The sequence below is a fragment of the Drouetiella sp. genome (genome assembly GCF_059504425.1).
The window spans coordinates 86,006-111,379 of sequence record NZ_JCACIN010000040.1 but is presented as its reverse complement, the minus strand read 5'-3'; the positions used below and the strand labels follow the sequence as shown (position 1 = coordinate 111,379).

General features: G+C 52.0%; 25 protein-coding genes. 18 read left to right on the top strand and 7 right to left on the bottom strand.

Annotation, left to right across the window (positions count from 1 at the left end; translation table 11 throughout):
• Nucleotides 1-227: 227 nt before the first annotated feature.
• Complete coding sequence (locus tag AC5JMP_RS09235; RefSeq protein ID WP_495851161.1) at nucleotides 228-1,712, bottom strand: leucyl aminopeptidase; 1,485 nt, start codon at nucleotides 1,710-1,712, stop codon at nucleotides 228-230.
• Nucleotides 1,713-1,897: 185 nt separating this feature from the next.
• Here AC5JMP_RS09235 and AC5JMP_RS09230 point away from each other — a divergent pair, with 185 nt between their 5' ends.
• A complete protein-coding gene (locus AC5JMP_RS09230) occupies nucleotides 1,898-4,120 on the top strand; it encodes a transglycosylase SLT domain-containing protein (protein ID WP_495851160.1) in 2,223 nt (740 codons plus the stop codon).
• Nucleotides 4,121-4,168: 48 nt separating this feature from the next.
• Complete coding sequence (locus AC5JMP_RS09225) at nucleotides 4,169-5,101, top strand: class I SAM-dependent methyltransferase (protein WP_495851159.1); 933 nt, start codon at nucleotides 4,169-4,171, stop codon at nucleotides 5,099-5,101.
• Nucleotides 5,102-5,138: 37 nt separating this feature from the next.
• Here AC5JMP_RS09225 and AC5JMP_RS09220 read toward each other — a convergent pair whose 3' ends face one another.
• On the bottom strand, nucleotides 5,139-5,567 hold the full coding sequence (locus AC5JMP_RS09220; protein ID WP_495851158.1) for a nuclear transport factor 2 family protein: 429 nt from the start codon (nucleotides 5,565-5,567) through the stop codon (nucleotides 5,139-5,141).
• 272 nt (nucleotides 5,568-5,839) lie between these two features.
• On the opposite strand from AC5JMP_RS09220, the gene AC5JMP_RS09215 reads away from it, so the two are divergent.
• The 6 genes from AC5JMP_RS09215 (at nucleotide 5,840) to AC5JMP_RS09190 (ending at nucleotide 13,688) form a co-directional block, all read left to right on the top strand.
• Complete coding sequence (locus AC5JMP_RS09215; protein ID WP_495851157.1) at nucleotides 5,840-7,072, top strand: alpha/beta hydrolase fold domain-containing protein; 1,233 nt, start codon at nucleotides 5,840-5,842, stop codon at nucleotides 7,070-7,072.
• Nucleotides 7,073-7,278: 206 nt separating this feature from the next.
• Nucleotides 7,279-7,473: a hypothetical protein gene (locus AC5JMP_RS09210; protein WP_495851156.1), complete on the top strand. Its 195-nt coding sequence runs from the start codon at nucleotides 7,279-7,281 to the stop codon at nucleotides 7,471-7,473.
• A gap of 64 nt (nucleotides 7,474-7,537) precedes the next feature.
• Entirely contained in the window at nucleotides 7,538-10,192 is a 2,655-nt protein-coding gene (locus AC5JMP_RS09205) for an efflux RND transporter permease subunit (protein WP_495851155.1), read from the top strand.
• Nucleotides 10,189-11,199: a hopanoid-associated sugar epimerase gene (gene hpnA / locus AC5JMP_RS09200; RefSeq protein ID WP_495851154.1), complete on the top strand. Its 1,011-nt coding sequence runs from the start codon at nucleotides 10,189-10,191 to the stop codon at nucleotides 11,197-11,199. Before AC5JMP_RS09205 ends, hpnA begins: the two co-directional genes overlap by 4 nt.
• Before the next feature lie 130 nt (nucleotides 11,200-11,329).
• Nucleotides 11,330-12,352 (top strand): adenosyl-hopene transferase HpnH, encoded by a 1,023-nt coding sequence (gene hpnH, locus AC5JMP_RS09195; protein ID WP_495851153.1) that lies wholly within the window; start codon nucleotides 11,330-11,332, stop codon nucleotides 12,350-12,352.
• A 259-nt stretch (nucleotides 12,353-12,611) separates the two neighbouring features.
• A complete protein-coding gene (locus tag AC5JMP_RS09190) occupies nucleotides 12,612-13,688 on the top strand; it encodes a DUF1517 domain-containing protein (RefSeq protein WP_495851152.1) in 1,077 nt (358 codons plus the stop codon).
• Here the strand turns inward: AC5JMP_RS09190 and AC5JMP_RS09185 are convergent.
• From AC5JMP_RS09185 to AC5JMP_RS09165, 5 genes are read right to left on the bottom strand one after another with little or no spacing between them, the layout of a single operon-like run.
• Nucleotides 13,681-14,358, bottom strand: coding sequence for a hypothetical protein (locus AC5JMP_RS09185; protein WP_495851151.1), 678 nt, complete (start codon nucleotides 14,356-14,358; stop codon nucleotides 13,681-13,683). The genes AC5JMP_RS09190 and AC5JMP_RS09185 overlap by 8 nt on opposite strands.
• On the bottom strand, nucleotides 14,333-15,532 hold the full coding sequence (locus AC5JMP_RS09180) for an MFS transporter (RefSeq protein WP_495851150.1): 1,200 nt from the start codon (nucleotides 15,530-15,532) through the stop codon (nucleotides 14,333-14,335). The genes AC5JMP_RS09185 and AC5JMP_RS09180 overlap by 26 nt, the downstream gene beginning before the upstream one ends.
• 23 nt (nucleotides 15,533-15,555) lie before the next feature.
• The gene (locus AC5JMP_RS09175) at nucleotides 15,556-16,467 is read right to left on the bottom strand and encodes an alpha/beta fold hydrolase (protein WP_495851149.1); all 912 of its coding nucleotides are present in this window, start codon (nucleotides 16,465-16,467) and stop codon (nucleotides 15,556-15,558) included.
• 39 nt (nucleotides 16,468-16,506) lie between these two features.
• Nucleotides 16,507-16,803, bottom strand: a complete 297-nt coding sequence (locus AC5JMP_RS09170; RefSeq protein ID WP_495851148.1) for a hypothetical protein — start codon at nucleotides 16,801-16,803, stop codon at nucleotides 16,507-16,509.
• An 8-nt stretch (nucleotides 16,804-16,811) separates the two neighbouring features.
• Nucleotides 16,812-17,585: a MinD/ParA family ATP-binding protein gene (locus AC5JMP_RS09165; RefSeq protein WP_495851147.1), complete on the bottom strand. Its 774-nt coding sequence runs from the start codon at nucleotides 17,583-17,585 to the stop codon at nucleotides 16,812-16,814.
• A gap of 71 nt (nucleotides 17,586-17,656) precedes the next feature.
• Between AC5JMP_RS09165 and AC5JMP_RS09160 the strand changes: the two genes are divergently transcribed.
• The 10 genes from AC5JMP_RS09160 to AC5JMP_RS09115 all read left to right on the top strand — a co-directional run bounded on the left by AC5JMP_RS09160 (nucleotide 17,657) and on the right by AC5JMP_RS09115 (nucleotide 25,242).
• On the top strand, nucleotides 17,657-18,220 hold the full coding sequence (locus AC5JMP_RS09160; RefSeq protein WP_495851146.1) for a cyclic nucleotide-binding domain-containing protein: 564 nt from the start codon (nucleotides 17,657-17,659) through the stop codon (nucleotides 18,218-18,220).
• A 5-nt stretch (nucleotides 18,221-18,225) separates the two neighbouring features.
• Nucleotides 18,226-19,101: an aspartate/glutamate racemase family protein gene (locus tag AC5JMP_RS09155; protein ID WP_495851145.1), complete on the top strand. Its 876-nt coding sequence runs from the start codon at nucleotides 18,226-18,228 to the stop codon at nucleotides 19,099-19,101.
• Nucleotides 19,102-19,244: 143 nt separating this feature from the next.
• A complete protein-coding gene (locus tag AC5JMP_RS09150) occupies nucleotides 19,245-19,979 on the top strand; it encodes a dienelactone hydrolase family protein (protein WP_495851144.1) in 735 nt (244 codons plus the stop codon).
• 133 nt (nucleotides 19,980-20,112) lie between these two features.
• On the top strand, nucleotides 20,113-20,886 hold the full coding sequence (locus AC5JMP_RS09145; protein ID WP_495851143.1) for a class II aldolase/adducin family protein: 774 nt from the start codon (nucleotides 20,113-20,115) through the stop codon (nucleotides 20,884-20,886).
• A gap of 122 nt (nucleotides 20,887-21,008) precedes the next feature.
• Nucleotides 21,009-21,689 (top strand): GntR family transcriptional regulator, encoded by a 681-nt coding sequence (locus tag AC5JMP_RS09140; RefSeq protein WP_495851142.1) that lies wholly within the window; start codon nucleotides 21,009-21,011, stop codon nucleotides 21,687-21,689.
• Nucleotides 21,690-21,838: 149 nt separating this feature from the next.
• Nucleotides 21,839-22,258 carry a VOC family protein gene (locus AC5JMP_RS09135; protein WP_495851141.1) on the top strand — a complete coding sequence of 140 codons (420 nt, stop codon included), beginning with the start codon at nucleotides 21,839-21,841 and terminating at the stop codon, nucleotides 22,256-22,258.
• A gap of 41 nt (nucleotides 22,259-22,299) precedes the next feature.
• Nucleotides 22,300-22,998 (top strand): haloacid dehalogenase type II, encoded by a 699-nt coding sequence (locus tag AC5JMP_RS09130; protein WP_495851140.1) that lies wholly within the window; start codon nucleotides 22,300-22,302, stop codon nucleotides 22,996-22,998.
• A gap of 171 nt (nucleotides 22,999-23,169) precedes the next feature.
• Nucleotides 23,170-23,946 carry a nickel pincer cofactor biosynthesis protein LarB gene (gene larB, locus AC5JMP_RS09125; protein WP_495851139.1) on the top strand — a complete coding sequence of 259 codons (777 nt, stop codon included), beginning with the start codon at nucleotides 23,170-23,172 and terminating at the stop codon, nucleotides 23,944-23,946.
• A gap of 77 nt (nucleotides 23,947-24,023) precedes the next feature.
• Nucleotides 24,024-24,404 (top strand): histidine kinase, encoded by a 381-nt coding sequence (locus AC5JMP_RS09120; protein WP_495851138.1) that lies wholly within the window; start codon nucleotides 24,024-24,026, stop codon nucleotides 24,402-24,404.
• Nucleotides 24,405-24,546: 142 nt separating this feature from the next.
• The gene (locus tag AC5JMP_RS09115; RefSeq protein ID WP_495851137.1) at nucleotides 24,547-25,242 is read left to right on the top strand and encodes a hypothetical protein; all 696 of its coding nucleotides are present in this window, start codon (nucleotides 24,547-24,549) and stop codon (nucleotides 25,240-25,242) included.
• The last annotated feature ends 132 nt before the right edge of the window (nucleotides 25,243-25,374 follow it).

The following is a 25,374-nucleotide window of genomic DNA, read 5'->3' as shown; positions in this document are numbered from 1 at the left end:
AATTTTGACAAGAGAGTTGCACCTGCTCAAAGATTATGAATAAAGAGCACTTCAAAACTCCCCGATCTACCTATCAATGCGACGCGCTTTTTCCATCCCATCCACCATCTCATGCGGAGGGGGTGTGGGGGACGTGCCCGTCCCCTGCTGGGGGTTTGGGGGAAACCCCCAAGGCTGTTGGCTCCTCAAGGCTGTTTCCCCAAGGCTATTCCCCGAAGCCATTAAGCCTAACCCAACACCCAATTCACCAGCGATCGCACCGGATACCCCGTCCCACCCGCATTGTTATAGCCACTCTCCTTATCCGTCCAAACTGGTCCAGCAACATCCAAATGCGCCCAGGGCGTATCCTTCACAAACTGCTTCAGGAACAGCGTCGCCGTAATTGCTCCTCCCGGTCGCGGTCCTGTATTCTTCATGTCCGCCACCACCGACTTCAGCCCCTCAAAATATTTCTCCTCGATCGGCATCCGCCAGAACTTCTCGCCCGCCAGATCTGCCGCCTGAGAAAACTGAGACGCGATCGCCTCATCTTCCGTCCAGATCCCAGCAATGTCTTCACCCAAAGCCACGACACAAGCTCCCGTCAGCGTCGCCAGGTCAATCACGGCATCCACCCCTAGCTTGTCAGCATAGACCAGAGCATCCGCCAAAGTCAGACGACCCTCAGCATCCGTATTGTTGACCTCGATCGTTTTGCCATTCGATGCCGTCAAGATGTCTCCTGGGTGCATCGCATGACCGCTAATCATGTTTTCCGTCACGGCGCTAATGAAGTGCACCTCCACATCCGGCTGAATGGCCCCGATCGCCTTTGCCGTCCCCAGAGTCGCAGCAGCACCCCCCATATCGGTCTTCATCATCTCGATGCCGCTACCTGCTCCCTTGATATTGAGACCGCCGCTGTCAAAAGTCACCCCTTTGCCCACGATCGCCAACTTCTTGCGAGGCGTTCCTGCCGGACGGTAGGTGAGGTGAATGAACTTAGGCGGCAAATCCGAAGCCTGCGCCACGCCCAAAAATGCCCCCATCCCCAGCTTCTCGCAGTCCGCTTTTTCTAAAATTTGTAGCTCTAAGCCGTACTCCTGGGCGATCGCCTCTGCTGCCTCTGCCATCATCAGCGGCGTAACGATATTTGCCGGAGCCGAAACCAGCTCCCGCGCAAGAATCACCCCTAGACTAATCTGACGGGCACGGGCGATCGCCTCATCTGCATTGGCAAAACCTTCATGACCAAACCCCAGAAGCTCAATCTGCTCCAGCTTCAGCTCCTTCTCTTCCTCCGACTTAAAGCGGCTGTCCTGATGTAGCGCTAGCTCGATGCCCTCAACGATCGCCTGGATGGTCAGAGCCGTATCTCCATTCCAGCTTGGCAAACTTAAGCCCAGGGTTTTCACCTTTTCCTTTTTACCCAGCCGCGCTGCCGCCGCCGCCGCTCGACGCAGAGCATCTAGCTTAAAGGGTTCAGCTTTGCCCAGACCCACGATCGCAATTTTGCGAATGCTGCTGCCGCCACCAACCCTGGTCACGGCGCTGCTCCCCTCCTTGCCCTTAAACTCTGCTTCAGCGATCAGTTCGGTTAATGTGCCGGACAGCTTTTGATCGAGATCCGTCAAATCGTCTGTCAGCTCGACAGCATCCTCAAACAAACCAATGACCAGACAATCTCCAGACCACTCTAAGCGCGGCGTATCTATCCCTCGAAGATCCATGATTGATGCGACTTGTAATTACGTATGGGTTAACTTGTGCTTCCAGTATTGCGCAAATTAATCTGCGGTTGTGTAGCAGTGAGCGATCGATTTTCAACAGAAGCGCTAGGATGGGGAGCCAGAGCCTTGTATATATTACGAGGTAGATTACTCGGCTGTAGATTGCGGGATGACTGAGCAAACGGATGGTAAATCAGTACAAGAAGCAGGTTTGGCTGGCGGGTATTGGGCTAACGGCGCTAACGGTGGGCGCAGGCGTTTCATCGCTCAATCTTGTGAGCGGGTTTCAAATTCCTTTCCAGATTCCTTTGGTGAAGGAATGGCTTTCGGTTGCCCCTGCTCCCGCCAATTTAGAGTTAACCTCAGACCCTAACTCGCAGGTTTTAGCCCTCGCCACTCAGACTGCCAATCGCGCCTCCAAACTAGAGGCGATCGCCAACGGACTGCCCTCGGTCGATCGGAGTCGTGCCCGCTACCTGTTAGCAACTGACTTGATTCAGCAAAATCATGGCGGCAAAGCGTTGCCCTGGCTAGCAGGATTAGAGCAAAACTATCCGGTGCTGGCGGCACAAATTTTGGCGAAGCGCGCCCAGGCTTACACCTCAACGGGCAACAGCGCCAAAGCCACAGAAACCTGGAAAGAATTGCTTCAGCAGTACCCCAAAGACTGGGCAGCCGCTGAAGCGCTCTATGCCCTCGGCAAGACCAGTCCGCAGTACTGGGATCAGGTGCTTGCGCAATTTCCTAGCCATCCCCGTGCCGTGGACATTGCCTCAGCGCGGCTAGAGAAAAAGCCCGATCAACCTCAGCTCTTGATGCAGATTGCGCGGCACGGCATTTACACTCCTGGCATTCTCAATGTGCTGAATCGGCTGAAGGAGGAATATGCCCCTAAGCTAACTCCGGAAGACTGGGAGGCGATCGCCTTTGCTTACTGGGAAAAAGGCTACTATGGCAGCGCGGGAGCTGCCTACGGTAAAGCCCCCAACACGCCGCTAAACATGTATCGCACTGGACGGGGTGCGCAGCTTGGCGGACGGGACAGGGATGCGATCGCGGCATACCAACAGTTGCTCCAGGCATACCCCACCACCAAAGAGGCAGGACAGGCGCTCATCAAAATCGCTGAACTGGTCGATAAACCTGAAGAAGCGGTTCCTTTTCTCGATCAGGCAATCAACCAGTTCCCCGACAAAGTTCCTGAAGCCCTAGCCGCTAAAGCCGATGTTTTGCTGGCGCTGAATAGTGCGGAGTCGGCCCTGCAAGCTCAGCAGTCCGTCATTACTCAGCATAGTAAATCAGAGACAGCCGCCAAGCTGCGCTGGGAGCAGGCAGAAGAGCATGTTAAAAAAGGCAACATCAAGGCAGCCTGGGAATGGGCACGACAGTTGGCACAGGAAAATCCAGACAGCGAATTCGCGCCCGAAGCCTCTTTTTGGATCGGTAAGTGGGCGGCTCAGCTAGGGCAGCAAAAAGCGTCCCAACAAGCCTTTGAATATGTGTTGAGCAACTATCCCAGCTCTTACTATGCATGGCGATCGGCAAGCTTGCTGGGTTGGGAGGTCGGCGACTTCACTACGGTACGCACCCAGTCGCCACAAATTGCTGGGTCTTTTCGGCGATCGACTCCGCCAGCCGGATCGGCTGCCACCAAAGAGCTGTATCTGCTGGGGCAAGATCAGGATGCCTGGACGCGCTGGCAGGCTGAATTCACCAACCGCGTTCAGCCGACGGTCGCAGAGCAATTCACGGATGGGTTGATGCGTCTGGGCGTTGGCGATAATCTAGACGGTATTTTTATGTTGTCTAACCTGTCCTCTAGAGAATCTGCTGCCGAGAAAGCCCAGTACAAAACGATTCGAGAACAGGCTGGATACTGGCAGGCGCTCTATTCTTTTCCGTTTGAGGATATGATTAAGCGATCGTCGAAGGAAAATCAGCTCAATCCAATCTTGGTCACAGCTCTGATTCGTCAGGAGTCGAGATTTCAACCCAAGATTCAATCTTCAGTAGGCGCAACAGGATTGATGCAGGTGATGCCAGAAACCGCTGACTGGGTATCTAAGCAAGCGAAGATTAAAGACTATAAGCTCGATAACCCTAGCGACAACATCAAGTTAGGTACCTGGTACCTAGATTATACCCATCGAGAATATAATAATAACTCACTGTTTGCAGTAGCTAGCTACAACGCTGGCCCCGGCAGCGTTGCTGACTGGATCAGCAGATTTGGCTTCAGCGACCCCGATAAGTTTATTGAGCAGATTCCGTTTCCAGAAACCAAAGGCTACGTTGAGTCTGTATTCGGCAACTATTGGAACTATCTGCGGCTCTATAACCCAGAGGTTTCCAAAAAGCTGGCTCAGTATTCGTCAGAGCATTCAGCTTTATCGAGTTCAGTACCCTAGAGTCCTGCCGTAATTTAGCCGTTACTCGGCGGAGGCGATCGCGCAAAGATGCAGTGGTTTGTAGATGAGCTTCTATATTTCCGAGGAATTGTGTTTGTCAAAGGCTGGGCTAATTGCCTAGAGCAACCCATTGTCTCAATGGCGTATCAATTTCCTGGCGCTGAGGCGATCGCCGTTCAAGGGTATGGATTGCCCAGCCCCGATTTAGAGCCGCAGTTTGGCGCGTCAGCTCTGAACAGCCGCTTTGAATTTCATGCTGCTGTTAATCTGCCCCCGAAACAAGTCAGCCAAATGCAGCTTATCTTCAGCTTTGCAGATGGTTCAACTCACACCGCAACAGAATTGGTTGAGCAGAAAATCAGTACCGATCCTTATCATGCGCTGCATCGGCGCTTCTTTGAGCAAATTCGTTCTCAACCGCCTCCCTTTAGAGTTCTCGAAATTGGATCGCGCAATCGATCGGGAAATGTTCGTCGATCGCTATTGGGCGATCGCATTGAGTATGTTGGCATGGATATCGTTGCTGGAGAAAATGTGGATGTCATAGGAGATGCCCATAATCTATCAGGTCTATTTCCTCATGGGAGTTTTGATGCCGTTTTCTCCATATCTGTATTTGAGCATTTGTTGATGCCTTGGAAGGCTGCTATTGAAATCAATCATGTCTTAAAGCCAGGTGGGTGGGTAATGATCGCCACGCATCAAACGTTTCCCCTGCACGAGGTGCCTTGGGATTTTTGGCGGTTTTCCGATCAAAGCTGGCATGGGTTATTCAACTCTCAAACGGGATTCAAGATTTTAGAGACTGCCTGTGGAGAATCTGCTGCCATTGTTGCCCACCTGCTCCATTCCGTAACGGCTGACATGGATATCCATCCTGCGTACCTTGCAACGGCTGTACTGTGTCAAAAAACTCAGGATACGACGCTTCGTTGGGATGCGGATCTACAGGACATTCTTGAAACCATTTATCCCGTTTAAGTGCTACTGATTAAGCCCACTGATTAAGCCACACTGATCAAGCTTTGCGCTCCCAGCGAAACTTGCGATCGGTTTCTAGAATCGGCATATCGTTAATGCTGGCTTCCCGCCGCTGCATCAAGCCGTTTTCTGCAAACTCCCACTGTTCATTGCCATAGGCGCGATACCAGTAGCCAGAGTCGTCATGCCATTCATACTCAAAGCAGACCGAGATCCGATTTTCAGTAAAGCTCCAGAGTGTTTTCTTCAGTCGATAATCCAGTTCCTTCGCCCATTTTCGCTTCAAGAACTCCCGAATTTCTTCCCGTCCGCTCAAGAATTCGGCACGATTACGCCATTGAGAGTCTTCGGTGTAGGCGAGGGCAACCTTATCTGGATTGCGGGTATTCCAGGCATCTTCTGCGGCTTGCACTTTGGCTTTAGCGGTTTCGATCGTAAAAGGAGGCAATGGGGGCTTAGTTTCCATGAGTTTAGGCTTGAGTTTAGGCTTGAGTTTAAGCTTGGGTTTAGAGGTGCCGATCTAGCTAATATTGGTCTAGCTAGTATTGATCTAGCTGGCATGTGCAGATTTTATGTCTAAATCCTGATCAGGGGCTAGTCCTACTCACAGCGCTTTGCGCTTGATGAAGTATGAGTTATTTTTGTAGAAGCCGCGCGGAGCGCGGCTTCTACAAAAATAACTGTGGTTTTTGCAATTAAAAATTGCTGTAAGAGCATTCTGAAACTTCTGGAACTATCGTGAGATTTAAATTACTGCAAATCCTTATAGGTCTTTTCCTATTGCTCCTCAGCGGCATCGGTCTGTTTTTGAGTGTCTGGATTGTGGTTCCGGCACCGACGTTTAGCCTGCTGCCGCTGGGCGTAGGTGCGCCAGAGATTAGTCCGTGGCTGTTTGGATTCAATGCGATCGCTCTCCTTCTGCTCCTCTTCAGCCATTCCAAGGGCTGGATTTTTTCGCTGGCGATCGCCTGTAGCGTTGCGGGGTTAGTTTTGACCGCTTATCCGCTCACACAGGTTGCCGCCGCCAGTCAACAGGCAAGCAACGCCATGTATCAGGCAATTGGCATTGATTATCTGGCAAAGATTCCGCCACCACTTCAGGCTCAGATGCGTCCACAGCCCTTTGTTCTGGCAGATGTATTTCGGGGCATTCCCTTTCGCAGCATTCCCTTTCGTGACAGTCCAGCGGCGAACAATCTGCGGCAGCGGGCTATTGAATTTGCCCAACCCGATGGCGTACCCCTATCTTTGGAAGTCTACCAGCCGCCTAAACCCGGCATCTACCCGACGATCGTCACTATCTACGGAGGCGCTTGGCAAAATGGCAAGCCCACCGCCAATGCAGAGTTCAATCGCTACATGGCGGCACAGGGCTACACCGTGGTAGCTATCGACTACCGCCATGCGCCCCAATACCAGTTTCCAGCCCAAATTGACGATGTGCGCCTAGCCTTGACCTACATTCAAAAAAATGCCAAGTCGCTAGAAGTTGATCTCGATCGCGTCGTGCTCATGGGACGATCGGCAGGGGCGCAGCTGGCGATGATTGCCGCATACTCAGCCGCCATGCCCGTCAAAGCGATCGTCAATTACTATGGCCCTGTAAACTTAACGAGCGGCTATCGCGAGCCACCCCAGCCCGATCCCATTAACTCAAGAGCCGTGTTGGAGGCATTTTTGGGCGGTACTCCCGATCAAAAACCTGAACTCTATGACAAAGCTTCACCCTACACCTACATCACGCCTAAAGCGCCGCCCACGCTGCTCGTCTACGGCGGTCGTGATCATGTAGTGCAGGCAAAATATGGCAGAGGATTGCGCGATCGCCTTCAAACCGCGGGCAATATTGCCGTTTATGTGGAGCTGCCTTGGTCAGAACATGCCTTTGATGCGCTGTTTAGCGGATTGGGAAATCAGATCGCGCTGTACTACACAGAGCGGTTTATTGCCTGGTCGGTTAGCGGTCAGTAGAGATATGCGGTGCTGCTGAAGGTCTGCATGGCAGAGGGACTTCCAGAACTCAAAGTCCCCCAGAATTGGGGAATTGAGGGGGCTGAGGGGATTAAGATATTGCACAGCAAACTTGTGTATACACAGAATCTTAGTGCAACATCTTAGTATAGATCTCCGTTTCCTGCTCTTCCTCTCTCCCTTCATACAGCTCTTGCATTAACACCGTGCTCATCTACATTGCCATTGCAGAGGGTTGCATTGCCATTGCAGAGGGTTGCAGTGCCATTGCAGAGCGTCACATTGCCATTGCAGGGCATCACATTGCCATTGCAGGGCATCACATTGCCATTGCAGCGAATCGCAGCGCTATTGTGGTAGGTTACAATGCCATTGCAGCGAATCACAATTCTGTTGTATAGCCTACGATGCCATTGCAGCAGGGTATAATGCCGTTGCACTACCGCCCATTGAGATTGCTTGAGAATGGGAAAGTCAGACTCCTCAAACGCTTTTAGAGATCGCTTCAATATTTCTAGATGGGCGATCGATTATCCTTGGCTCACGATCGGCTTTTGGCTGGCGGTGACGGTTGCTGGTCTGCTGGCGTTCAGTTCTCTGAAGTATGCGCTGTTTCCAGACATTACGTTTCCGGTCGTGGTGGTGAATGCCTCCGCGCCCCTAGCGGCAGTATTGGACACTGAATCGCAGCTGACTCAGCCGATTGAGCAAGAGCTGAAGTCTTTGCCGGGGCTAGATGAGATTCGCTCTACGACCTATCCGGGGCAAACGGTAGTCAGTCTGGCATTTGCGGTTGGCACTGACTTAGAAGAATCTAGACAGCAGGTAGAATCTGAGGTTAAACGCCTAGAGCTGCCTACGAGTACTGCATTTCAGGTGATTCCGCTCAACCTAAACGAGTCGGCGGTGGTGAGCTATGCGATCGAAAGTAGCCAGCCCTTGGCAGAGATCGTGCCGATCGCCCAGCAGCAGATTGTTCCGGCGATCGCCAAGCTCCCAGGGGTACTCAAGGTTGAGCTGCTGGGGGTTGCCTCTGCCACCAGTCCGGTGGCTGTTCGGTTCAATGGTCAGGAGGCTCTAGCAATTCAGGTGATCAAGCGAGGGGATGCCAACGCTTTAGAAGTTGTGAGCCAGGTTGAAAAGACGATAGAGGCACAGAATTTTCCTGAGATTACCCTGACTCAAGCTGCTACTCAAGCCGACTATATCCGAGAAGCAACCGACGCCACGATCGAAGCGCTAGGACTGGCGATTGTCCTATCCGTTCTCGTGATTTTCCCGTTTCTCTGGAACTGGAGAGCAACGCTGATTTCTGCCCTGGCGATTCCCACGTCATTGCTGGGAACCTTCATTGTCATGGCGATATTTGGCTTTAACCTGGAGACTATTACGCTGCTGGCGCTGGCGCTGATTGTTGGCATTGTTGTCGATGATGCGATCGTGGACGTGGAAAACATTGCCCGTCACTTGGAAGCGGGAGAATCGCCGCGTCATGCCGCCATTACGGCAACGAGTGAGATTGGGCTAACGGTGACGGCAGCAACTCTGACGATCGTGGCGGTGTTTTTGCCTGTAGGTCTGATGGGCGGCGTGATCGGTCAATTCTTCAAGCCTTTTGGCATCACCGTTTCCGCTGCCGTAATGGTTTCACTGCTGGTTGCCCGCACGCTGTCGCCTCTGCTAGCGGTGCGCTGGCTTAAGCCGCAATCCGAGCAGTCTTCGCCGCCGCAATTGGACTCTTGGAACAAATTTACGCAAGCCTACTACAGGCTGCTAGACTGGGCTTTGCGTCATCGAGGCTGGGTAATCAGCTTGGCTGTTTTAAGTCTAGCGCTGGGAATTGGGCTAATCCCGTTCATTCCTAAAGGGTTTATTCCTAAGCTCGATCGGGGTGAGTTTAATATTCGGTATACTGCGCCGCTGACGATCGATCCGAGACAGGCTGCTATTTCACGGGGTAATCCACCGAGTAGTTCGCCAAGCAATCCATCAGGCAGTTCACCGAGCAATCTACCCAGCAATCCACCCAGCAATCCACTCAATGATTCACTGAAGGTTGCTACAGAGCTAGAGGCTTTTGTAAGAAAATCTCCCCAAGTGCAGACGGTATTCACGATCGTCGGTTCACGGCAGGGAGCGCCCAATCAAGGCACGCTGTACGTCAAGCTCAAGGGCGATCGCACTTTGCCAACGGCGGAAGTCCAGGATCAGTTTCGTCAGCAGATCCCTAAGCTTGCAGGCGTAACCACCAGCATCGAAGATATTCAATTTGTGGATACAGGCGATGAAAAGCCGCTGCAAATTACGCTGCAAGGTAGCAATCTGGCTGCCCTAACGCAGACGGCTCAGGCGATCAAATCCCGGATTCAAGAGCTTCCGGGGTTGGTGGAAATTACGGCAACCGGAGATGACACTCAGCAGGGCAGTGAGCCGATCGCCGTTGAGCATTTGGGCACGCAGCGAGTTGCCTATGTCAGAGCTAATCTCAGTCAAGAATCTGAAATTGGGGATGCGACCGATCAGGCAGTGGCGATCGCCCAAACGCTGCTGCCGCCGGGAGTCTCGATCGATCTGGGCGGCGACTCTGCCCGAATCAGCGATATTTTTGGCAGCTTTGGCGTGACGCTTGCCTTGTCGGTTGGGTGTATCTTGCTCGTGCTGTTCCTCCTGTTCCGCAACTGGGTTGATCCGTTGGTGATTGCCTTCTCCCTGCCGCTTTCCTTGGCGGGTGCCATGCTGGCAATCTGGGCTACAGGCAGTCCGTTTGGCATGATTTCCGTGATTGGCATCATCTTTTTGCTGGGTTTGACCAACAAAAGTGCAATTTTGATTGTGGACTACATCAATCAACTGCGTCAGGGCGGGATGCCTCGAACAGAAGCGATTTTGACCGCAGCGCCAGTTCGACTTCGACCCATTTTGATGACGACCGCAGCTACAATTTTGGGAATGCTGCCGATCGCGCTGGGATGGGGAGCAGGCGCTGAGTTGAGAGCACCCATGGCGATCGCTATCATTGGCGGATTGGTGGCTTCTACTCTGCTGAGTTTGCTGGTTGTTCCCGTCATCTATGCTGTGCTGGATGATGTGCCATTCCTCAAACGGAGGTTTGCCCGGTGACGCGGGTGTTTGTCACAGGCGGCACGGGTTTTATTGGCGCAAATTTAGTGAGGCTGCTGCTGCAAGAGGGCTACAGCGTCAGGGCATTAGTGCGCTCTGAGAGCCGTCTAGAGAATCTGCAAGGATTAGAGATCGAGCGGGTGACAGGCGATTTGAATTCTCCCCAGCTCTGGCAGCAGATGCAGGGATGCCAGTTTTTATTTCATGTTGCCGCCCACTATTCGCTCTGGCAAGCCGATCGGGACTTGCTGTATCGCCACAACGTTTTGGGCACCCGCAATGTCTTAGCCGCCGCCCGTCAAGCTGGAATTGAGCGAACGGTCTACACTAGCTCTGTCGCCGCCATCGGTGCCGGACAGGCTGGGGCGATCGCCAATGAAACCTACCAAAGCCCGGTCGAGAGTCTGGTGGGGCATTACAAAAAGTCCAAATTTTGGGCAGAGCAAGAAGCCCTGAACGCAGCCCAGACGGGGCAAGAGGTGGTGATTGTCAATCCGACTAGCCCAATTGGCGCTTGGGACATTAAGCCGACTCCCACGGGCGATATCATCCTGCGGTTTCTGCGGCGGCAAATGCCTTTTTATATGGAGACGGGTCTCAATTTTATTGATGTTCAGGATGTTGCCTGGGGGCATTTGCTGGCGCTGCGGCAGGGGAAGTCGGGCGATCGCTATATTCTGGGACACCAAAATCTGACGCTGAAAGCCCTGCTGGATCAGCTTGCCCAGCTCACGAATCTGCCAGCTCCTCAGCGATCGATACCCGCATGGCTACCCCTTGGCGTTGCCTGGGTGGATGAAAAAGTCCTTGCGCCCTTGGGCAAATCTCCTTCTGTTCCGCTGGATGGGGTGCGGATGGCGCAACAGGTGATGTACTATGATTCTGCTAAAGCGCTTCAGGAATTGGGGCTTCCCCAAACGCCGATTCGGCAGGCTCTCCAGGAAGCGATCGCTTGGTTTACCTCACGGGGATACGTGCAGGAGGGTGAAATTGCCTCAAAATCATAGTCTCTCCATAATTCAGAGTCCCTTTGTCATGAGCGATTCATCTCTAGCTTCTAAATTCAGGTAGCCTCTAGATTCAGATCTTCTATTCTTTTTGTTCCCTCAACCATACTCCTGGAGCATCCAAGTTATTATGGCGATTCAACTCAAACAGGCTCTCGACATTGGCAAATACCTCGTCACGCAGCGATTAAAAGGACGTAAGCATTTTCCGCTGATCCTGATGCTGGAGCCACTGTTTCGCTGTAATCTTGCCTGTCCGGGCTGTGGCAAAATCCAGCATCCTGCCGACATCCTCAGGCAAAACCTTACCCCTGAGCAGTGTTTTGCTGCCGTGGAAGAATGCGGTGCGCCTGTCGTCTCCATTCCAGGTGGAGAGCCGCTGATGCATCCCCAGATTGCCGAAATCGTGAAAGGGCTGATCGATCGCAAAAAGTATGTCTACCTTTGCACCAACGGACTGCTGCTAGAAAAAAGCCTAGACAAATTTCAGCCCTCGCCCTACTTTGCCTTCACGGTTCACCTGGATGGCTTGAAGGAGCATCACGATCAGTGTGTCGATCGCAAAGGGGTATTTGATACGGCAGTCAAAGCCATTCGTGCGGCAAAAGCCAAAGGGTTTCGCGTCACGACCAACACGACCGTTTTTGAGGGCACCAATCCTGAAGAAATGCAGGAATTTTTCGACTATCTAGAAGTCTTAGGCACCGACGGCATGGCGATTTCTCCAGGCTATAGCTACGAACGAGCGCCCGACCAGGATCATTTTCTCAAGCGTGAACAAACCCATCAGCTTTTTCGGACGCTTCTGGCTCCCCTCAAGGCAGGCAAAAAAAACTGGGACTTCAACAATAGCCCCCTCTTTCTGGACTTTTTGACAGGCGAGAAAGACTACGAATGTACGCCCTGGGGTAGTCCTAGCTATAGCGTCTTGGGCTGGCAAAAACCTTGCTATCTGCTGAGCGAAGGCTATTACGCTAGCTTCAAGGAGCTGGTTGAGAAAACAGACTGGAGCCAATATGGTCGCGCTAGCGGTAATCCCAACTGCGCGGACTGCATGGTGCATTGCGGCTATGAACCGACTGCCGCTCTAGATGCCATGCAGCCTGCCAATATTGCCCGATCGCTCGGCAATATGCTGGGAATGGCTCACTAGCTCCATCTGAGACTCCATCTAAAACTCTACCTGATTGCCAGGTGCGCTATATTCAAGCTATGGCATTCAAGCCATAGCACACTTTGCTCAAGATAGATTGCTCAAGATAGATTGCTCAAGATTGCGATCGCGCAATGTTGTGATTGCTACAGACTAGATGAGGTAGTCTAGTTTAGAGCTTTACACGCAAAAGCTAAGAGTAAAAGTTAAGAGCAAAAGTTAACGGCGAATAACCGCAGGTAAAGGCAGTAGGCTGATTATGGGCACCCTCGCAAAACTCCGACTTCTGGGAACCGCAACCCTGGCTTTGGTCTTAGTCAATTCTCTCGGCTTAGGCATTTCCCAGAGGGCTGACGTGAAATATGGCTTGCCCGATCGATCGCTGGGGCTTGTCGCCGAAGGCGATCGGGCTGAAGCCCGCAGCTCTGGAGGTCGAGCGGGTGGCGGTTCCTTTAGTAGGCCTTCGGGCGGAGGCAGCAGCGCCCCTTCCCGGTCTGCACCCTCCTACAGCAATCCTGCCCCCTACAATCCTTCCTATAGAGACTCCTATCCGCGCTCTTATCCAGTACCTGTACCGATTCCAGGCGGCTATGGCGGCTACGGCGGCTATGGCTACGGAATTGGGGGTGGCTTTGGCTCCCTTTTGCTGCTGCTCATCGTAGGCGGTGGCGCAATTCTGCCGATCATGTGGATGTATTTCATGCGATCGGGCGGCAGAGGTCTGTCTAGCGGCTATGGCAGCGGCGCAGCGGCAGGCGAACTCGACAATGATATTGTTACCGTGACGCGGCTTCAGGTGGCTCTGCTGGCGCAAGCCCGATACATTCAGGAAAACCTGACTGAGCTGACGGAACAGGCAGATACCTCCACTCAGACGGGTCTTTCTCAGCTTTTGCAGGAAACGGTGCTGGCGCTCCTGCGTGCCCCCGAAAACTGGACGCATGTGCGCGTCAACTCTCAAACTGTCAAAAGCCGCGAACAGGCAGGGCAAGTCTTTCAGGAGATTTCCATCGAGGAGCGCAGCAAATTTAGCGCTGAAACGCTGGCAAATGTCGGTGGACGGGTGCAGCGTCAGGCTCCAGCCAAGAATGATGATGATGCGCCTGCTTCCTATATTGTCGTCACGCTGATTTTGGGAACAGCCGACGATCGCCCCCTCTTTACGGATAAGATTCTCTCTGCCCAAGATTTGCAGGCTGCCCTGAAGCGCATTGGCGGTATTTCGCCAGACTATCTCATGGTGTTTGAGCTGCTCTGGAGTCCACAAAATAGTGCCGATAGCCTGACTTATGATGAGCTGCTGACGGAGTATCAAGGGCTAGTGCAGATCACTTGAGTAGAGCGATTTGTGTCGCCAACAGGCTGAGTCCGAGCAAAACCTCTACGCCAGAGCCAACGCTAGGCCCTGCTTTTGTAGTAGTTGGAACTGCGCTCCCTAGCATCATGAGGAGCGCTCCCCAAAACATCCATGACCAGCCAAGCTGCTGCCAAACTACTGCACCGATCGCCCCCACGCAGAGTATGACTAAAATCACCGGAATCTCTTTGCTAGGAACCACTTCTTTATAGCGCAAAGTTCCGGCAAAGGTGATAGGTTTGAGATTAAGCTTGATCATCCGATCGCACACTTCAATAACAATGAGTGTGAACGCTAGAGCAACACTGAGGCGATCGCTCCAGGGAGAATCCCATCTGACATGAGCTGTATGAAGAACTTGTACTGCGAATACTAGAAGCAGCGGCGAGAGCAAGCCATGTAGCCAGTAGCGAATTTTATGGAGGAAGAGCAGGCGATCGCCCATCCCTATCGAGCCGCCGATAAAAATAATTAAATTATCGTAGACTAAGCCGCCTAAAACGAGCAGCAAGATTGCTAGGCTGGGGCTAGGAAATTGAGCGAAATGATAAGTTCCCCAAGCTAGAAGCGTCAGATGAGCCAGGGTATAGAAGGAATAAATGAGTTTACCGATCGAGAGCAGATTAAATTGCAGCTTCTGGGTGAGCATGGCGCAGGTTAACTAAAGTACAAACGAGAGCTAATAAGATAAATACCGTTCCAAAACAGAAGGGGAAGATGGCGCCTAGGTGATCGAAGCTCCAGCCTGCCCACAAAGGCCCTAGAATCGTCGCAATGCTTTGAATCCCCTGAGCGCTGCCAATGGTTCTGCCCTGTTCGCGATCGGATACGCGGTTAGAGATCAATCCCCGGAGGCAGGGCAGCAGCAAGCCAACTCCCAGGGACAGCAAGCCCTGACTGGCGTAGAGCGTCGGGTAGAACAGCACAGAGTTTGCAGGAATTAGCACAATTAAGCCAAAGCCGATCGCCAGGGTGATAAAGCCCGCAATCGTCAGTTTCGCTTCGCCATAGCGAGGAATGAGCTTACGAATTAAGCCGCCCTGCACAACGGTGGACACTACGCCGATGAAGACAAATACCAGTGCCGCAGAAGAGGCTTGGAAGCCGAAGCGATCGCTCAAGAACAGCACAAAGATACTGGTGAATCCAGAGAAGGCGAAATTGAACAAAAAAGTTGCCCAGAGCAAGCCCCTAATTTTTTCGTTTTGCAGCAGATCGGTAATTTGATTGAACGGATTTAAGTCTTGGAGGTGACATTTGCGACGCTTCTCAGGGCTGAGCGATTCGGGTAGGGTAAAGTAGCCCAAAATTACGTCTATCAGCGCCAAAGTTCCGGCAAAAAACACGGGCAGTCGGAGATCAATTCCGGCAAGTGCGCCCCCTAGTGCGGGACCTAGGACAAACCCCAAGCCAAACGCCACGCCCGTTAGACCAAAGTTTTTCGATCGCTCTCCTGGCGCAGAAGTATCGGCAATATAGGCTTGAGCCGTCGCTGCAACACCGCCCGTGATGCCATCAATGATGCGAGAGAGGAACATCACCCACAATGCACCCGCCCAGCCAAACATGAAGTAGGAAATGGCGCTGCCGAGAACGCAAATCAGCATCACCGGACGACGACCATAGCGATCGGAAAGGGCGCCGATCGCCGGAGTTGCGAGGAACTGAGCGATCGCAAAAGAGGAGGTCAGTAGTCCCAAGGTTAAGGCATCTGATCGAAACTCTGCGATAAGGAAAGGGAGAACTGGAAAGAGAATACTAATACCGATTCGGTTGATCAGAATCGTGAGGAAAATGAAAACGAGAGGCGATAGTTTTTTCAAAAGCTGCGGCTCAATGCAGGATATTAATCTTGAACAGGAGAGGCGATCGCCTTTTCACTAAACCACTCCAGCAACAGCGGATTGATCACTTCTGGGGCTTCGTCTTGCGGACAATGACCAATGCCCTCTAGCGGCATGAAGCGATCGACTGCCGCAAATTCTGCCAGCTTTTGACCCAGAGCAAACGGCTCCCAGGGATCGACTTTGCCCCACGCCAGCAAAACAGGACACTGAATCTGAGGCAGCAAGTCTTCGGGCAACGGCCCTTGAGAATAGGTGATGAAGGACAAAAACACATCTGCCGCACCCGGATCACGAGCGGGTTTCAGCAAAATTTCTACTAGCTCGTCGGTAACGGCTTCCTTACGTCCGTATGCTTTGAGCAACGCCTGCCGAATGACTTTAGGTTGGGCTAACTTAGAGAAAAAGAAACGTCCGATCGGGGGATAGGCAAGAATCTTTTGTATCCAGGGAAAGGTCAGCTTGCGATACCAGGACAGCTTACGCTGATGCTGGAGCCGTAGAGCGCAGTCTAGCAAGGCGATCGCTTTCACCTGCTTGGGCTGGAACACTGCTGCCTGGAGCGCCACCAAACAGCCGATGGAGTTACCCACCAGAAAGACCGATTCGCCAATCACCTCTCGGCAAAAATCATTAATTTGTTCGCCCCAGGTTTCAAAACGGTAGTTGATTGCCTCTCCGGGCTTTGGCTTAGCCGACTGCCCAAAGCCAATCAGATCGATCGCATATACCCGATGGTGTTGGGCGAGTGCTGCAATGTTTTTGCGCCAGTGATCGCTAGATGCACCCAAGCCGTGGATCAGCAGTACAGCATCTCCCTGAGTGCCCGCCGTCTGATAGCCAATGGAGAATCCGCGCCACTGCCAAAACTGGGTAGGGCAAGGGGATTCGATCGCGACATCGTGAGTAATCATAATATTTCTTGTGGAAAGCGTGTGTTTGAAGCCTCGAACCTAGTTCTCTAGCGCATCCCAAATTTTGCTGGGAACCTGCCGCCCGACACGAGTAATTAACCGAGGCTGATAGGACAATTCGCCATTTTTTTCGCTCAATTTGATAAAGCCCTCAGCCATTAAGCCTTCTAAAAGCAGCTCAGCAGCTTCAGGAGTTTGTGATAGATAGGCAACCAGTTCCGACAACGTAGCGCTCCGCTGGCGCAGCAGCCAATTCAGGAGCGATCGCTCTACCTCAGGTAAGAACAAAAGATCGGCGATTGATCGGGTAGGCGGCTGAGGCGTATTAGGTGTCATACGCAGCGTTACCCAATAATTTTTTTGGCGACAGCATGAACCTCTTGGCTAAAGGGATGATCGGGATGATGCAGCCAGAATACGCCGCTGCTTGCCAATTCCAGCATTTCCTCATTTTCGTAAAATAAGCCACCTACAGGAACACCGTAGCGGTGAGAAACTTGACTCATGACAGTATTGCGATCGAATACAGGCGGCGTTTTATTAACGAGCAGCAAAATCTCCGGCACATCTAACTTTTGTGCCACTTCTAGGGTGACTGCTGTTCCCAAAAAGTCTTGGCGATCGGGACGCAGAATAATCACCATGGCATCTGAAATGGCGATCGATAACAGCGTTTCTTCATTCAGTCCAGGATGGGTATCAATAAACAGGTAATCTAGATTGAGGCGCTCCGTTAATTCCTGAAAACCATCGTTGAGCAACCCCACATCAAATCCTTCTCGCAGGATCTTGGCAATCTCTCCTGCCTTCAAGCTAGAGGGCACAAGATAGACCGTACCTGACAGATCTGCCGTTGAGCCATTGCCCGTCTTCAGTTCTGACGTAACATCGTAAGCCGCTTTTTCAATGCTGCACTTGTCCCAAAGATAGTCATTTAGCGAATAGCTAAAAGTCTCTTCATCCAATCCAAAAATGATATGAATTCCCGGCGACTGAATGTCGGTATCGACGATCGCCACTCGCTTGCCCTGACTTGCAACTGCAACCGCAATGTTTGCAGTCAGGTTTGATTTGCCAGTCCCTCCTCGAAAGGAATGGACTGAGATAATTTGTGACATAAACAACTCCTACAGAGCGCGGTGGGCGGCATCAGTTAGCTTTTGTGCTGCCCGATAGACTTGGATACAGTATGGGAACAATAGCCGCAAAACTATCGCAAATCCGAAAAATATTAGGACTCATGGAAAAGCGCACCTACACTGCGGGCGAAGTCATCTACGCTGAAGGCGAGACAAGTCAAGCTGTTTACCTGATTAAGAGCGGCAAAATTGAGCTGATTGATACCTATCCCGAAACGGGGCAGGTGGTGGCTAAAGCGATCGGTGCAGGTAAAGTATTTGGCGAAGTTGAGCTCATCGATCGCAAAGTTCGCTCCTCAACCGCAAAAGCCGCTGAAGCGACTAAAGTGATCATCTTTAGCCATGAAGAAATTCTAGATACCTTGTTTAACCATCCTGAAAACAGCCTGGTGATGGCGCGGGATGTGTTCGATCGCCTCCGTCAGCTTTACAGCACGGACAGCCTGGATGCAGAGCTAACCAAGCTGCGAGAAGAGATGCATGAGACGATCAAGAAAGCGGTTGTCAGCCATGAATCGAGAGTGTTCAAGAGTCACAACGGCATGGCGGCGATCGCGATTCCCATTGTCATGCTGGTGGCGATCGTCATTGGCATTCGATTTTACCTGCATTAACTCAGATGGCGATTGTAGGACAAAAGCAGCTTATCCCTGGCATTTTGGGTGGGCTGGGACCCTTGGCGCACATTGAGTTTGAGCGGCGGCTAATTGCCAAAAATGTTGCGCGGGGAGCCTGTGCCGATCAGGATCATCCGGTCTGGATTTTGGTAAGCGCGAGTTCTATCCCCGATCGGACTCAGAGCCTCGCCGGACAGGTATCCGACTGTACCCCCTGGCTAGTGCAATATGGGCAAATCCTAGAACGAGCAGGTGCAGACTTTTTGATCATTCCCTGCAATACAGCCCATGCTTTCTATGCCCAGGTGCAGCCTCATCTACAAGTTCCCTGGCTGCATCTGATGCACTGCACCTCTCGGTTCATCGCCGAACAATATGACGTGAAACGAATCGGCATTTTAGCCACTGACGGCACGTTGCAGACAGGCTTATATAGCCGCAGCTTGCTGAATGTTGGGTTGATTCCCATCTGTCCGGCGATCGCTTCTCCCCCTCAGCAGCAGGTGATGCAGAGCATTTATCATCCGAAGTGGGGGATTAAATCCTCTGGCATTCAAGTCTCTAACCGAGCGCTGGCTCATCTAAAACAGGCGGTGGAGTGGCTGCAACACCAAGGGGCGGAGCTAGTGATCGCAGGATGCACAGAACTCTCCGTTGCCCTACCCCAAATTGCTGATCCGTCCTTGCCCTGGATCGATCCGCTAGATGTCGCCGCCGATCTAGCGCTGGACTTGTGTTGGGGCGATCGCGTTTTGCCGTTACTTCCAGAGGTTTACCAACCGCGCACCTCAACTGAACATTCTATATTTTGTCCTCCAGCCTCTCAATTTCTGCAAGGTTTGAAAAGGTTAGAAGTTTCTCAAAATCAGGGTGGTTAATTTTTTTTGAAAGGAGCGCTCCTTTCAAAAAAAATTAACCATGAAAGCAGCATGGTATGTGTATCTGGAGGAAGTGAGCATCAGTGCCCCCAGGAGGCGGTAGAGTGGCAGCGATCGCCAAAACTAGATCCTAAAGGTAAAACATGACTGAAACCACCATCCGCATCACACAAGCTCAGGTACCTAACGGAGATTTGCAGATCTCTGCCTACTTGGCAGAACCGATCGCCACCTCAACCTTCCCTGCAATTATCGTCCTCCAAGAGATTTTTGGGGTCAACGCCCACATCCGCGATGTTGTAGAGCGCTTTGCTAAAGCGGGGTATGTGGCGATCGCGCCTGCCCTCTATCAGCGCCTTGCCCCCGGCTATGAAAGCGGGTATGACCCTGAAGCCATTAAGCAAGGACGGATTTATAAAGACCAGACTCGCGCCGATGAGCTGATTTCAGATATTCAAAGTACGGTGGATTACCTTTATACTCTGCCTTCCGTGACAGGGGCAATCGGCTGTATTGGCTTCTGCTTTGGCGGACATGTTGCCTACCTAGCGGCGACGCTGCCAGGTATCAAAGCCACGGCTTCGTTCTACGGTGCGGGCATCCCCACCTTTACGCCCGGTGGTGGCGAACCGACGATCGCCCACACGCCAGAGATTCAGAGCATCCTTTACGCCTTTTTTGGGCTGGACGATGCCAGCATTCCGCCAGACCATGTGGAGCAAATTGAGGCGGCACTGCAACAGCACCAGATTCCCCACAAAATCTTTCGCTATGCCGGAGCCGAGCATGGGTTTTTCTGCGATCGTCGTCCTGCCTATAATCCCACCGCCGCCGCCGATGCCTGGACACAAGTTCTAGCACTGTTTAGCCAGCTTTAGAGTCTAGCTTTAGGCGATCGAGGCTTATAGCTTCAAACTATCTGGATTGTAGATTGTTGACAATCTACAATATTTCTTCTAGACTGACCTCTATGGTTTTGCTCTAGGCAAGTAATCTACAGGCAAGTATCTTATGCGCCAGTCGATCGATCTGACTCTCCAGAACTGTATGCCACCCGCAAAAGCCTTAGACGAACAGGCTTTGCGAATTCAGCTTGCTGCCACCTATCGGCTGATCGACAAATTTCGCATGTCTGATCTGGTCGAGACTCACATTTCGGTGCGGCTGCCCGGAACCGATCACTTTTTGCTGAACCCCTACGGCATGATGTTTCACGAGATTACGGCTTCTAGTTTGCTCAAAGTGGATCTAGAGGGAAATCTTGTTGAACCTGGCAGCCAGATCGTCAACCCTGCGGGATTTGTCATTCACAGCGCTATTCACGCGGCACGTACCGACATTTCTTGTGTGCTGCACACCCATTCCCGCTATGGCACTGCCGTTTCGCTACTAGAATGCGGTTTGCTGCCCGTTTCCCAATTTGCGCTTCAGTTTTACGATCGTCTTGCCTATCACGACTACGAAGGGGTGTCGCTTGATCTTGCCGAACGAGAACGCTTGGTGAACAATTTGGGGAAGCGTAAGGCAATGATAATGCGCAATCACCGGCTACTCACCGCAGGACGCACTATTCCTGAAGCTTTCATTCTCATGTACTACTTAGAGAAATCCTGCGAGATTCAAATCTTGGCACAATCCAGCGGCAGCAAGCTGGTTATGCCCTCAGCGGCAGTGTGTCAGACCTCAGCTCAGCAACAGGATATCGATATGGAGAATCTAGGACAGCTCCAGTGGGGGGCGTTGATGCGTCTGCTCGATCGCGATGATTCCTCCTACCGAGACTAAACTCCTGCACAATACTTTTGCGCAAGACCCCTGCACAATTGGGTAGTCCTCAAAGTGTAATGAATGTAAAGCGTAATGAATAAAAGTGTAATGAATACCAGTCCCCACAATTGAAGGTCACAATGAACGCCAAACAAAAGCCTGCCATTATTCCCCGTAGCCTCGATGTGCAGGTGGCAGATCTACTGCGAAATGAAATTCTTAGCGGCGTGCTGCCACCCGGTGAGCGCCTGTTAGAAGTTGACTTGTCCGATCGGCTCAGCCTTAGTCGCGGCACTATTCGATCGGCTTTGCAGCAGTTGACCCATGAGGGGCTAGTGGTGCAGTTTCCCTATCGCGGCTGCCTTGTGGCGGGGCTAACGGCACAAGATGCCTGGGAGCTTTACACGTTGCGTAACGCTCTAGAAAGCTTGGCAGCTCGACTAGCAGCCGAAACCATGACGCTCGAAAAAGCAGCAGTGTTAGAGGCGGCACTGCAAGAACTGATTCAGACTGCAAAAACGGCAGATTGGCAGGCGATCGCTGACGCTGATTTTGCTCTCCACACCACGATCTTTCAGCTTTCAGGACACCGCCGTCTTCAGCAGCAGTATCAGATTGTCGGACATCAAATTCGGCTCTATATTGCCTCCTGTAATGCCCTGCAAGCCGACCTGACAGAAATTGTGGCGCAGCACATTGACCTAGTGAAAGCCATTTGCTCCGGTAATTCTAGCCTTGCCGAACAGATTGCACGAGAACACAATACGGAAGGTCAAGCCTTGATTGATCAACTGCAAGCCGATGAAGAGGGGGGGAGGTAAGGGGAAGGGAGTGGATGGGTGGATGGGTAGGGTGGTCAAAATAGATATCAAATATGATAAATATCCTTCTCACTCATCCACTCCCCACCTATCCACTCCTCACCCATCCACTCCTCACCCACCCACTCCCCACCCATCCACTCCCCACCATGACTCATCCGATTCCTCGCTTTCATCTAGCATTTCCCGTGATTGACTTAGCGCAAACGCGATCGTTTTATTGCACCGTACTGGGATGTGCAGTCGGACGAACGAGCGATCGCTGGATTGATTTTGACTTCTATGGTCATCAAATTACGGCGCACCTAAAGCCCGAATTATGCGCTGCCACTGACACAAATCTTGTGGACGGGGATGCTGTTCCCGTGCGGCATTTCGGCATCATTTTAGAGTGGGAGATCTGGCATCAGTTGGTCGATCGCCTCAAAGATCAGACTTTCATAATTCCACCCCATATTCGGTTTACAGGTGAAGTGGGTGAACAGGCGACACTCTTTATTCAAGATCCCAGCGGCAACGCTCTAGAGTTCAAATCATTTCGAGATCAGTCGAGTATTTTTGCAGCTTAAGTTAACGCATTTCTACCGCTTAAATTACCTAATTTTTACCCATGCTGAATTTTGATCAATACCAGGTTCTAACGTTTGACTGCTACGGGACTCTGATTGATTGGGAAGGCGGAGTATTAACCGCTCTACGTGCCATTTTTGCCTCCCATAATATTCAAATAGAAGATGAGAAAATTCTTGAGCTGTTTGCAGAATTTGAATCCGCTGAGGAAGAGGAGTACAAGAGCTACCGTGAAGTACTGAAGGGGGTAGTCAGGCGGTTTGGCGATCGCCTCCACTTCCAACCTTCTGCCGCTCAGCAAGAGGCTTTGCCGAACTCCATCCAACACTGGCAACCCTTCCCAGACACCGTTGAGGCGCTCAAGCAGCTCAAGCAGCGATTCAAGCTGGTGATTATTTCCAACGTTGATGATGATCTGTTTGCAGGTACGGCTGAGCATTTGCAGGTCGAATTTGATCAGGTGATTACGGCTCAGCAGGTAAAAAGCTATAAGCCGTCCCTCAATAATTTTCAGGTGGCTTTCGATCGCATTGGCTTACCCAAAGCGCAGATTCTCCATGTAGCCGCCAGTTTATATCACGATATTGCGCCTGCAAATGCCTTAGAGCTTGCCAATGTCTGGGTCAACCGCAGAGTCGGCATGACGGGATCAGGAGCGGCAAAGGAAGCGATCGCGCAGCCCAACCTGGAAGTCCCCAATCTTCGTGTCCTTGCTGATTTAACTGCCGACGCGGGGTAGCTGAGCCTTTATCGCAACCGCCAAGGCGGCTAGGACGGGGACATTTTGGGTGGGGAAGTGCAGCGCCCCACCCAAAATGTCCTAAGCAAACTGGCGACAGCCATAACTTAAATAGTTACACCCGAAGGGAACTCGATAAAATAGGGAGTGCCCTCAATCCTCCATCTCCCTGTGACTCAACCCGAAGTTCTCCAAGATCTGCTCAACGCCGTGGCTCTGGGAGAAGTTAGCCCAGAGGCAGCCCTTGATAAGCTCAAACACTTTGACTTTGAGCCTGTTGCCGAATTTGCCAAAGTTGATCACCATCGATCGCTGCGCACAGGTTTCCCAGAGACAATTTGGGGCTTGGGCAAAACGCCTGAGCAGATTATTCAGATCATCCTGACCATGCGGCAGCGTAGCCCGATCGTCATGGCAACCCGAATTGAGCCAGCGGTTTACGCCGAGCTTCAGGCAAAAATTCCAGATTTGCGCTACTACAAAATGGCAAAAATCTGCGCTCTGCATCCGTCTGAGCTACAGCCAAAGTATCTGGGCACCATCACGCTGCTGTCCGCCGGAACGGCAGATCTTGCGGTGGCGGAAGAGGCGGCAATCACGGCAGAGCTTTCAGGGTTTCAGGTAAAGCGGCTCTGGGACGTGGGCGTGGCGGGTATCCATCGGCTGCTGGATAACCGCCAAGTGATCTATGATGCTGATGTGCTAATTGTGGTTGCAGGGATGGAAGGGGCATTACCTAGCGTAGTTGCGGGTCTAGCCGATTGCCCCGTGATCGCGGTTCCTACCAGCATTGGCTATGGGGCAAGCTTCAACGGACTTGCGCCGCTGCTGACCATGCTCAACTCCTGCGCGGCGGGCGTGGGTGTCGTAAATATCGATAATGGATTCGGAGCAGCCATATTAGCCGGACAAATTCTGCGCACGGCACAAAGGGTTGGAAAGTCTTAGCGCTTCCGTCCATACGTTCAAGCCGTAATTTTACAATCTTTATTTCAAAATCTCTACTGCCACCTGGGAGTTAGCCCATGCCCCATATCTCATGCCACATCATTGTTGAAGGCAATCCAGCCATCATTTACGCCAGCCGCAACGGCTCACCGGATAAAGTACTACCCACGCTGAGCCAATTTTTGGAAACCTTCTGGCAAGAGCGCGACACATTGGGAGAAATCTGCGATACGCCAGAGTGTTTGGTGGCTCAAATTGTCGTCAGGTTTGGGTTTGAGATTTGCGAGGACGATTACTCTAATCTGCGGGTGGGGGTGCAGTATGACCCAGAGGTGAAATATCTTTACTGGATTGGGAGCGATCGCCAACTTCAAGTCTGGACACCCGAAGCCCTCTACCGACAAAATCCCAGTTTGGGTCTGAAAGCCTGTCGAGAATTAGTTTTAGACGCAATCTGAGCCAACCTTATCTCAAGCATCGGGAACTTTTCGGCAGAATCTCGGTCACGACGGTCATCGCAGCTAGAATTTTGGCGAAAGCCAGAAGCTGTGTTGACTGACGCTTTTAAAAACTAAGATTTCAAATAGTGGAGGAAGGTTAATGGTATCTCTTCGATTTTGGCAGTCTGCCCATGCTTTTACGGGTGCTGCTATGGTAATGACGATCGCCTCGTCTCTACTTGTTCCTGTGGCGGCTGCGATCGCTCAGACCTCCATTCCAACTCCGCCGCCGCCATCGTTCCCCACACGAACTTCTCCAGCGCAGACTTTCCCAGATACCTGGCGGCGATCGGCAGTGCCCACCGGAACGCTGATTCCGCTACGCTACGACAAAGCAGAGAGAATTATTCTGAAAAAAGATGAAACGCTGCCTGTGACGCTGACCGTGACGCGAGATGTATTAACCGCAAGAGGCACCGTGCTAATTCCGACAGGTAGCCAAATTGAAGGCAAATTTCAGCCCGTAGAGGGCGGCACGCAGTTTTTCGCCGAAAACGTCATTCTTCAGAACAATCGCAGCGCCATTGATGCCACCTCTAGCCCTATCACGAAGACTGAAACCATCAGCAGGCGCAGCAATCCCGACATTCTTAGAGGTGCGGCGATCGGGGGCGGTGCGGCAGCCGTCTTGGCAGAAATCTTTGGCAAGATCAATCCTCTAGAAGTGATTGGCGGCGCGGGACTAGGCGTTTTGGCAGAAGTGCTTTTGCGCGGACGGCAGGAGGTTGAAGTGGTGGTAGTAGAGCCTGAAACCGATATTGATCTGCGGCTCCGCTCGGACTTTTCCCTAAATTAAAGGAAATTGTCGGCATTCTCGAAATTCTTGTTCCTTCTTTAGCCAGGATGACTATCATTTGAAGTCAGGGATCTCTGCTGGGTTTTGAGGCGCGACCCTTAAGTGCTCCTGAAAAATATGGTGAGGAAGGTT

Coding starts and splice junctions, on each gene's coding strand:
- AC5JMP_RS09165 (WP_495851147.1), bottom strand. CDS start 17,585: ATGTCACAAATTATCTCAGTCCATTCCTTTCGAGGAGGGACTGGCAAA.
- AC5JMP_RS09115 (WP_495851137.1), top strand. CDS start 24,547: ATGGTATCTCTTCGATTTTGGCAGTCTGCCCATGCTTTTACGGGTGCT.
- AC5JMP_RS09175 (WP_495851149.1), bottom strand. CDS start 16,467: ATGATTACTCACGATGTCGCGATCGAATCCCCTTGCCCTACCCAGTTT.
- AC5JMP_RS09150 (WP_495851144.1), top strand. CDS start 19,245: ATGACTGAAACCACCATCCGCATCACACAAGCTCAGGTACCTAACGGA.
- AC5JMP_RS09170 (WP_495851148.1), bottom strand. CDS start 16,803: ATGACACCTAATACGCCTCAGCCGCCTACCCGATCAATCGCCGATCTT.
- AC5JMP_RS09205 (WP_495851155.1), top strand. CDS start 7,538: ATGGGAAAGTCAGACTCCTCAAACGCTTTTAGAGATCGCTTCAATATT.
- AC5JMP_RS09145 (WP_495851143.1), top strand. CDS start 20,113: ATGCGCCAGTCGATCGATCTGACTCTCCAGAACTGTATGCCACCCGCA.
- AC5JMP_RS09190 (WP_495851152.1), top strand. CDS start 12,612: ATGGGCACCCTCGCAAAACTCCGACTTCTGGGAACCGCAACCCTGGCT.
- AC5JMP_RS09235 (WP_495851161.1), bottom strand. CDS start 1,712: ATGGATCTTCGAGGGATAGATACGCCGCGCTTAGAGTGGTCTGGAGAT.
- AC5JMP_RS09185 (WP_495851151.1), bottom strand. CDS start 14,358: ATGCTCACCCAGAAGCTGCAATTTAATCTGCTCTCGATCGGTAAACTC.
- hpnH (WP_495851153.1), top strand. CDS start 11,330: ATGGCGATTCAACTCAAACAGGCTCTCGACATTGGCAAATACCTCGTC.
- AC5JMP_RS09130 (WP_495851140.1), top strand. CDS start 22,300: ATGCTGAATTTTGATCAATACCAGGTTCTAACGTTTGACTGCTACGGG.
- AC5JMP_RS09225 (WP_495851159.1), top strand. CDS start 4,169: ATGCAGTGGTTTGTAGATGAGCTTCTATATTTCCGAGGAATTGTGTTT.
- AC5JMP_RS09220 (WP_495851158.1), bottom strand. CDS start 5,567: ATGGAAACTAAGCCCCCATTGCCTCCTTTTACGATCGAAACCGCTAAA.
- AC5JMP_RS09230 (WP_495851160.1), top strand. CDS start 1,898: ATGGTAAATCAGTACAAGAAGCAGGTTTGGCTGGCGGGTATTGGGCTA.
- AC5JMP_RS09155 (WP_495851145.1), top strand. CDS start 18,226: ATGGCGATTGTAGGACAAAAGCAGCTTATCCCTGGCATTTTGGGTGGG.
- AC5JMP_RS09135 (WP_495851141.1), top strand. CDS start 21,839: ATGACTCATCCGATTCCTCGCTTTCATCTAGCATTTCCCGTGATTGAC.
- AC5JMP_RS09120 (WP_495851138.1), top strand. CDS start 24,024: ATGCCCCATATCTCATGCCACATCATTGTTGAAGGCAATCCAGCCATC.
- AC5JMP_RS09140 (WP_495851142.1), top strand. CDS start 21,009: ATGAACGCCAAACAAAAGCCTGCCATTATTCCCCGTAGCCTCGATGTG.
- AC5JMP_RS09160 (WP_495851146.1), top strand. CDS start 17,657: ATGGGAACAATAGCCGCAAAACTATCGCAAATCCGAAAAATATTAGGA.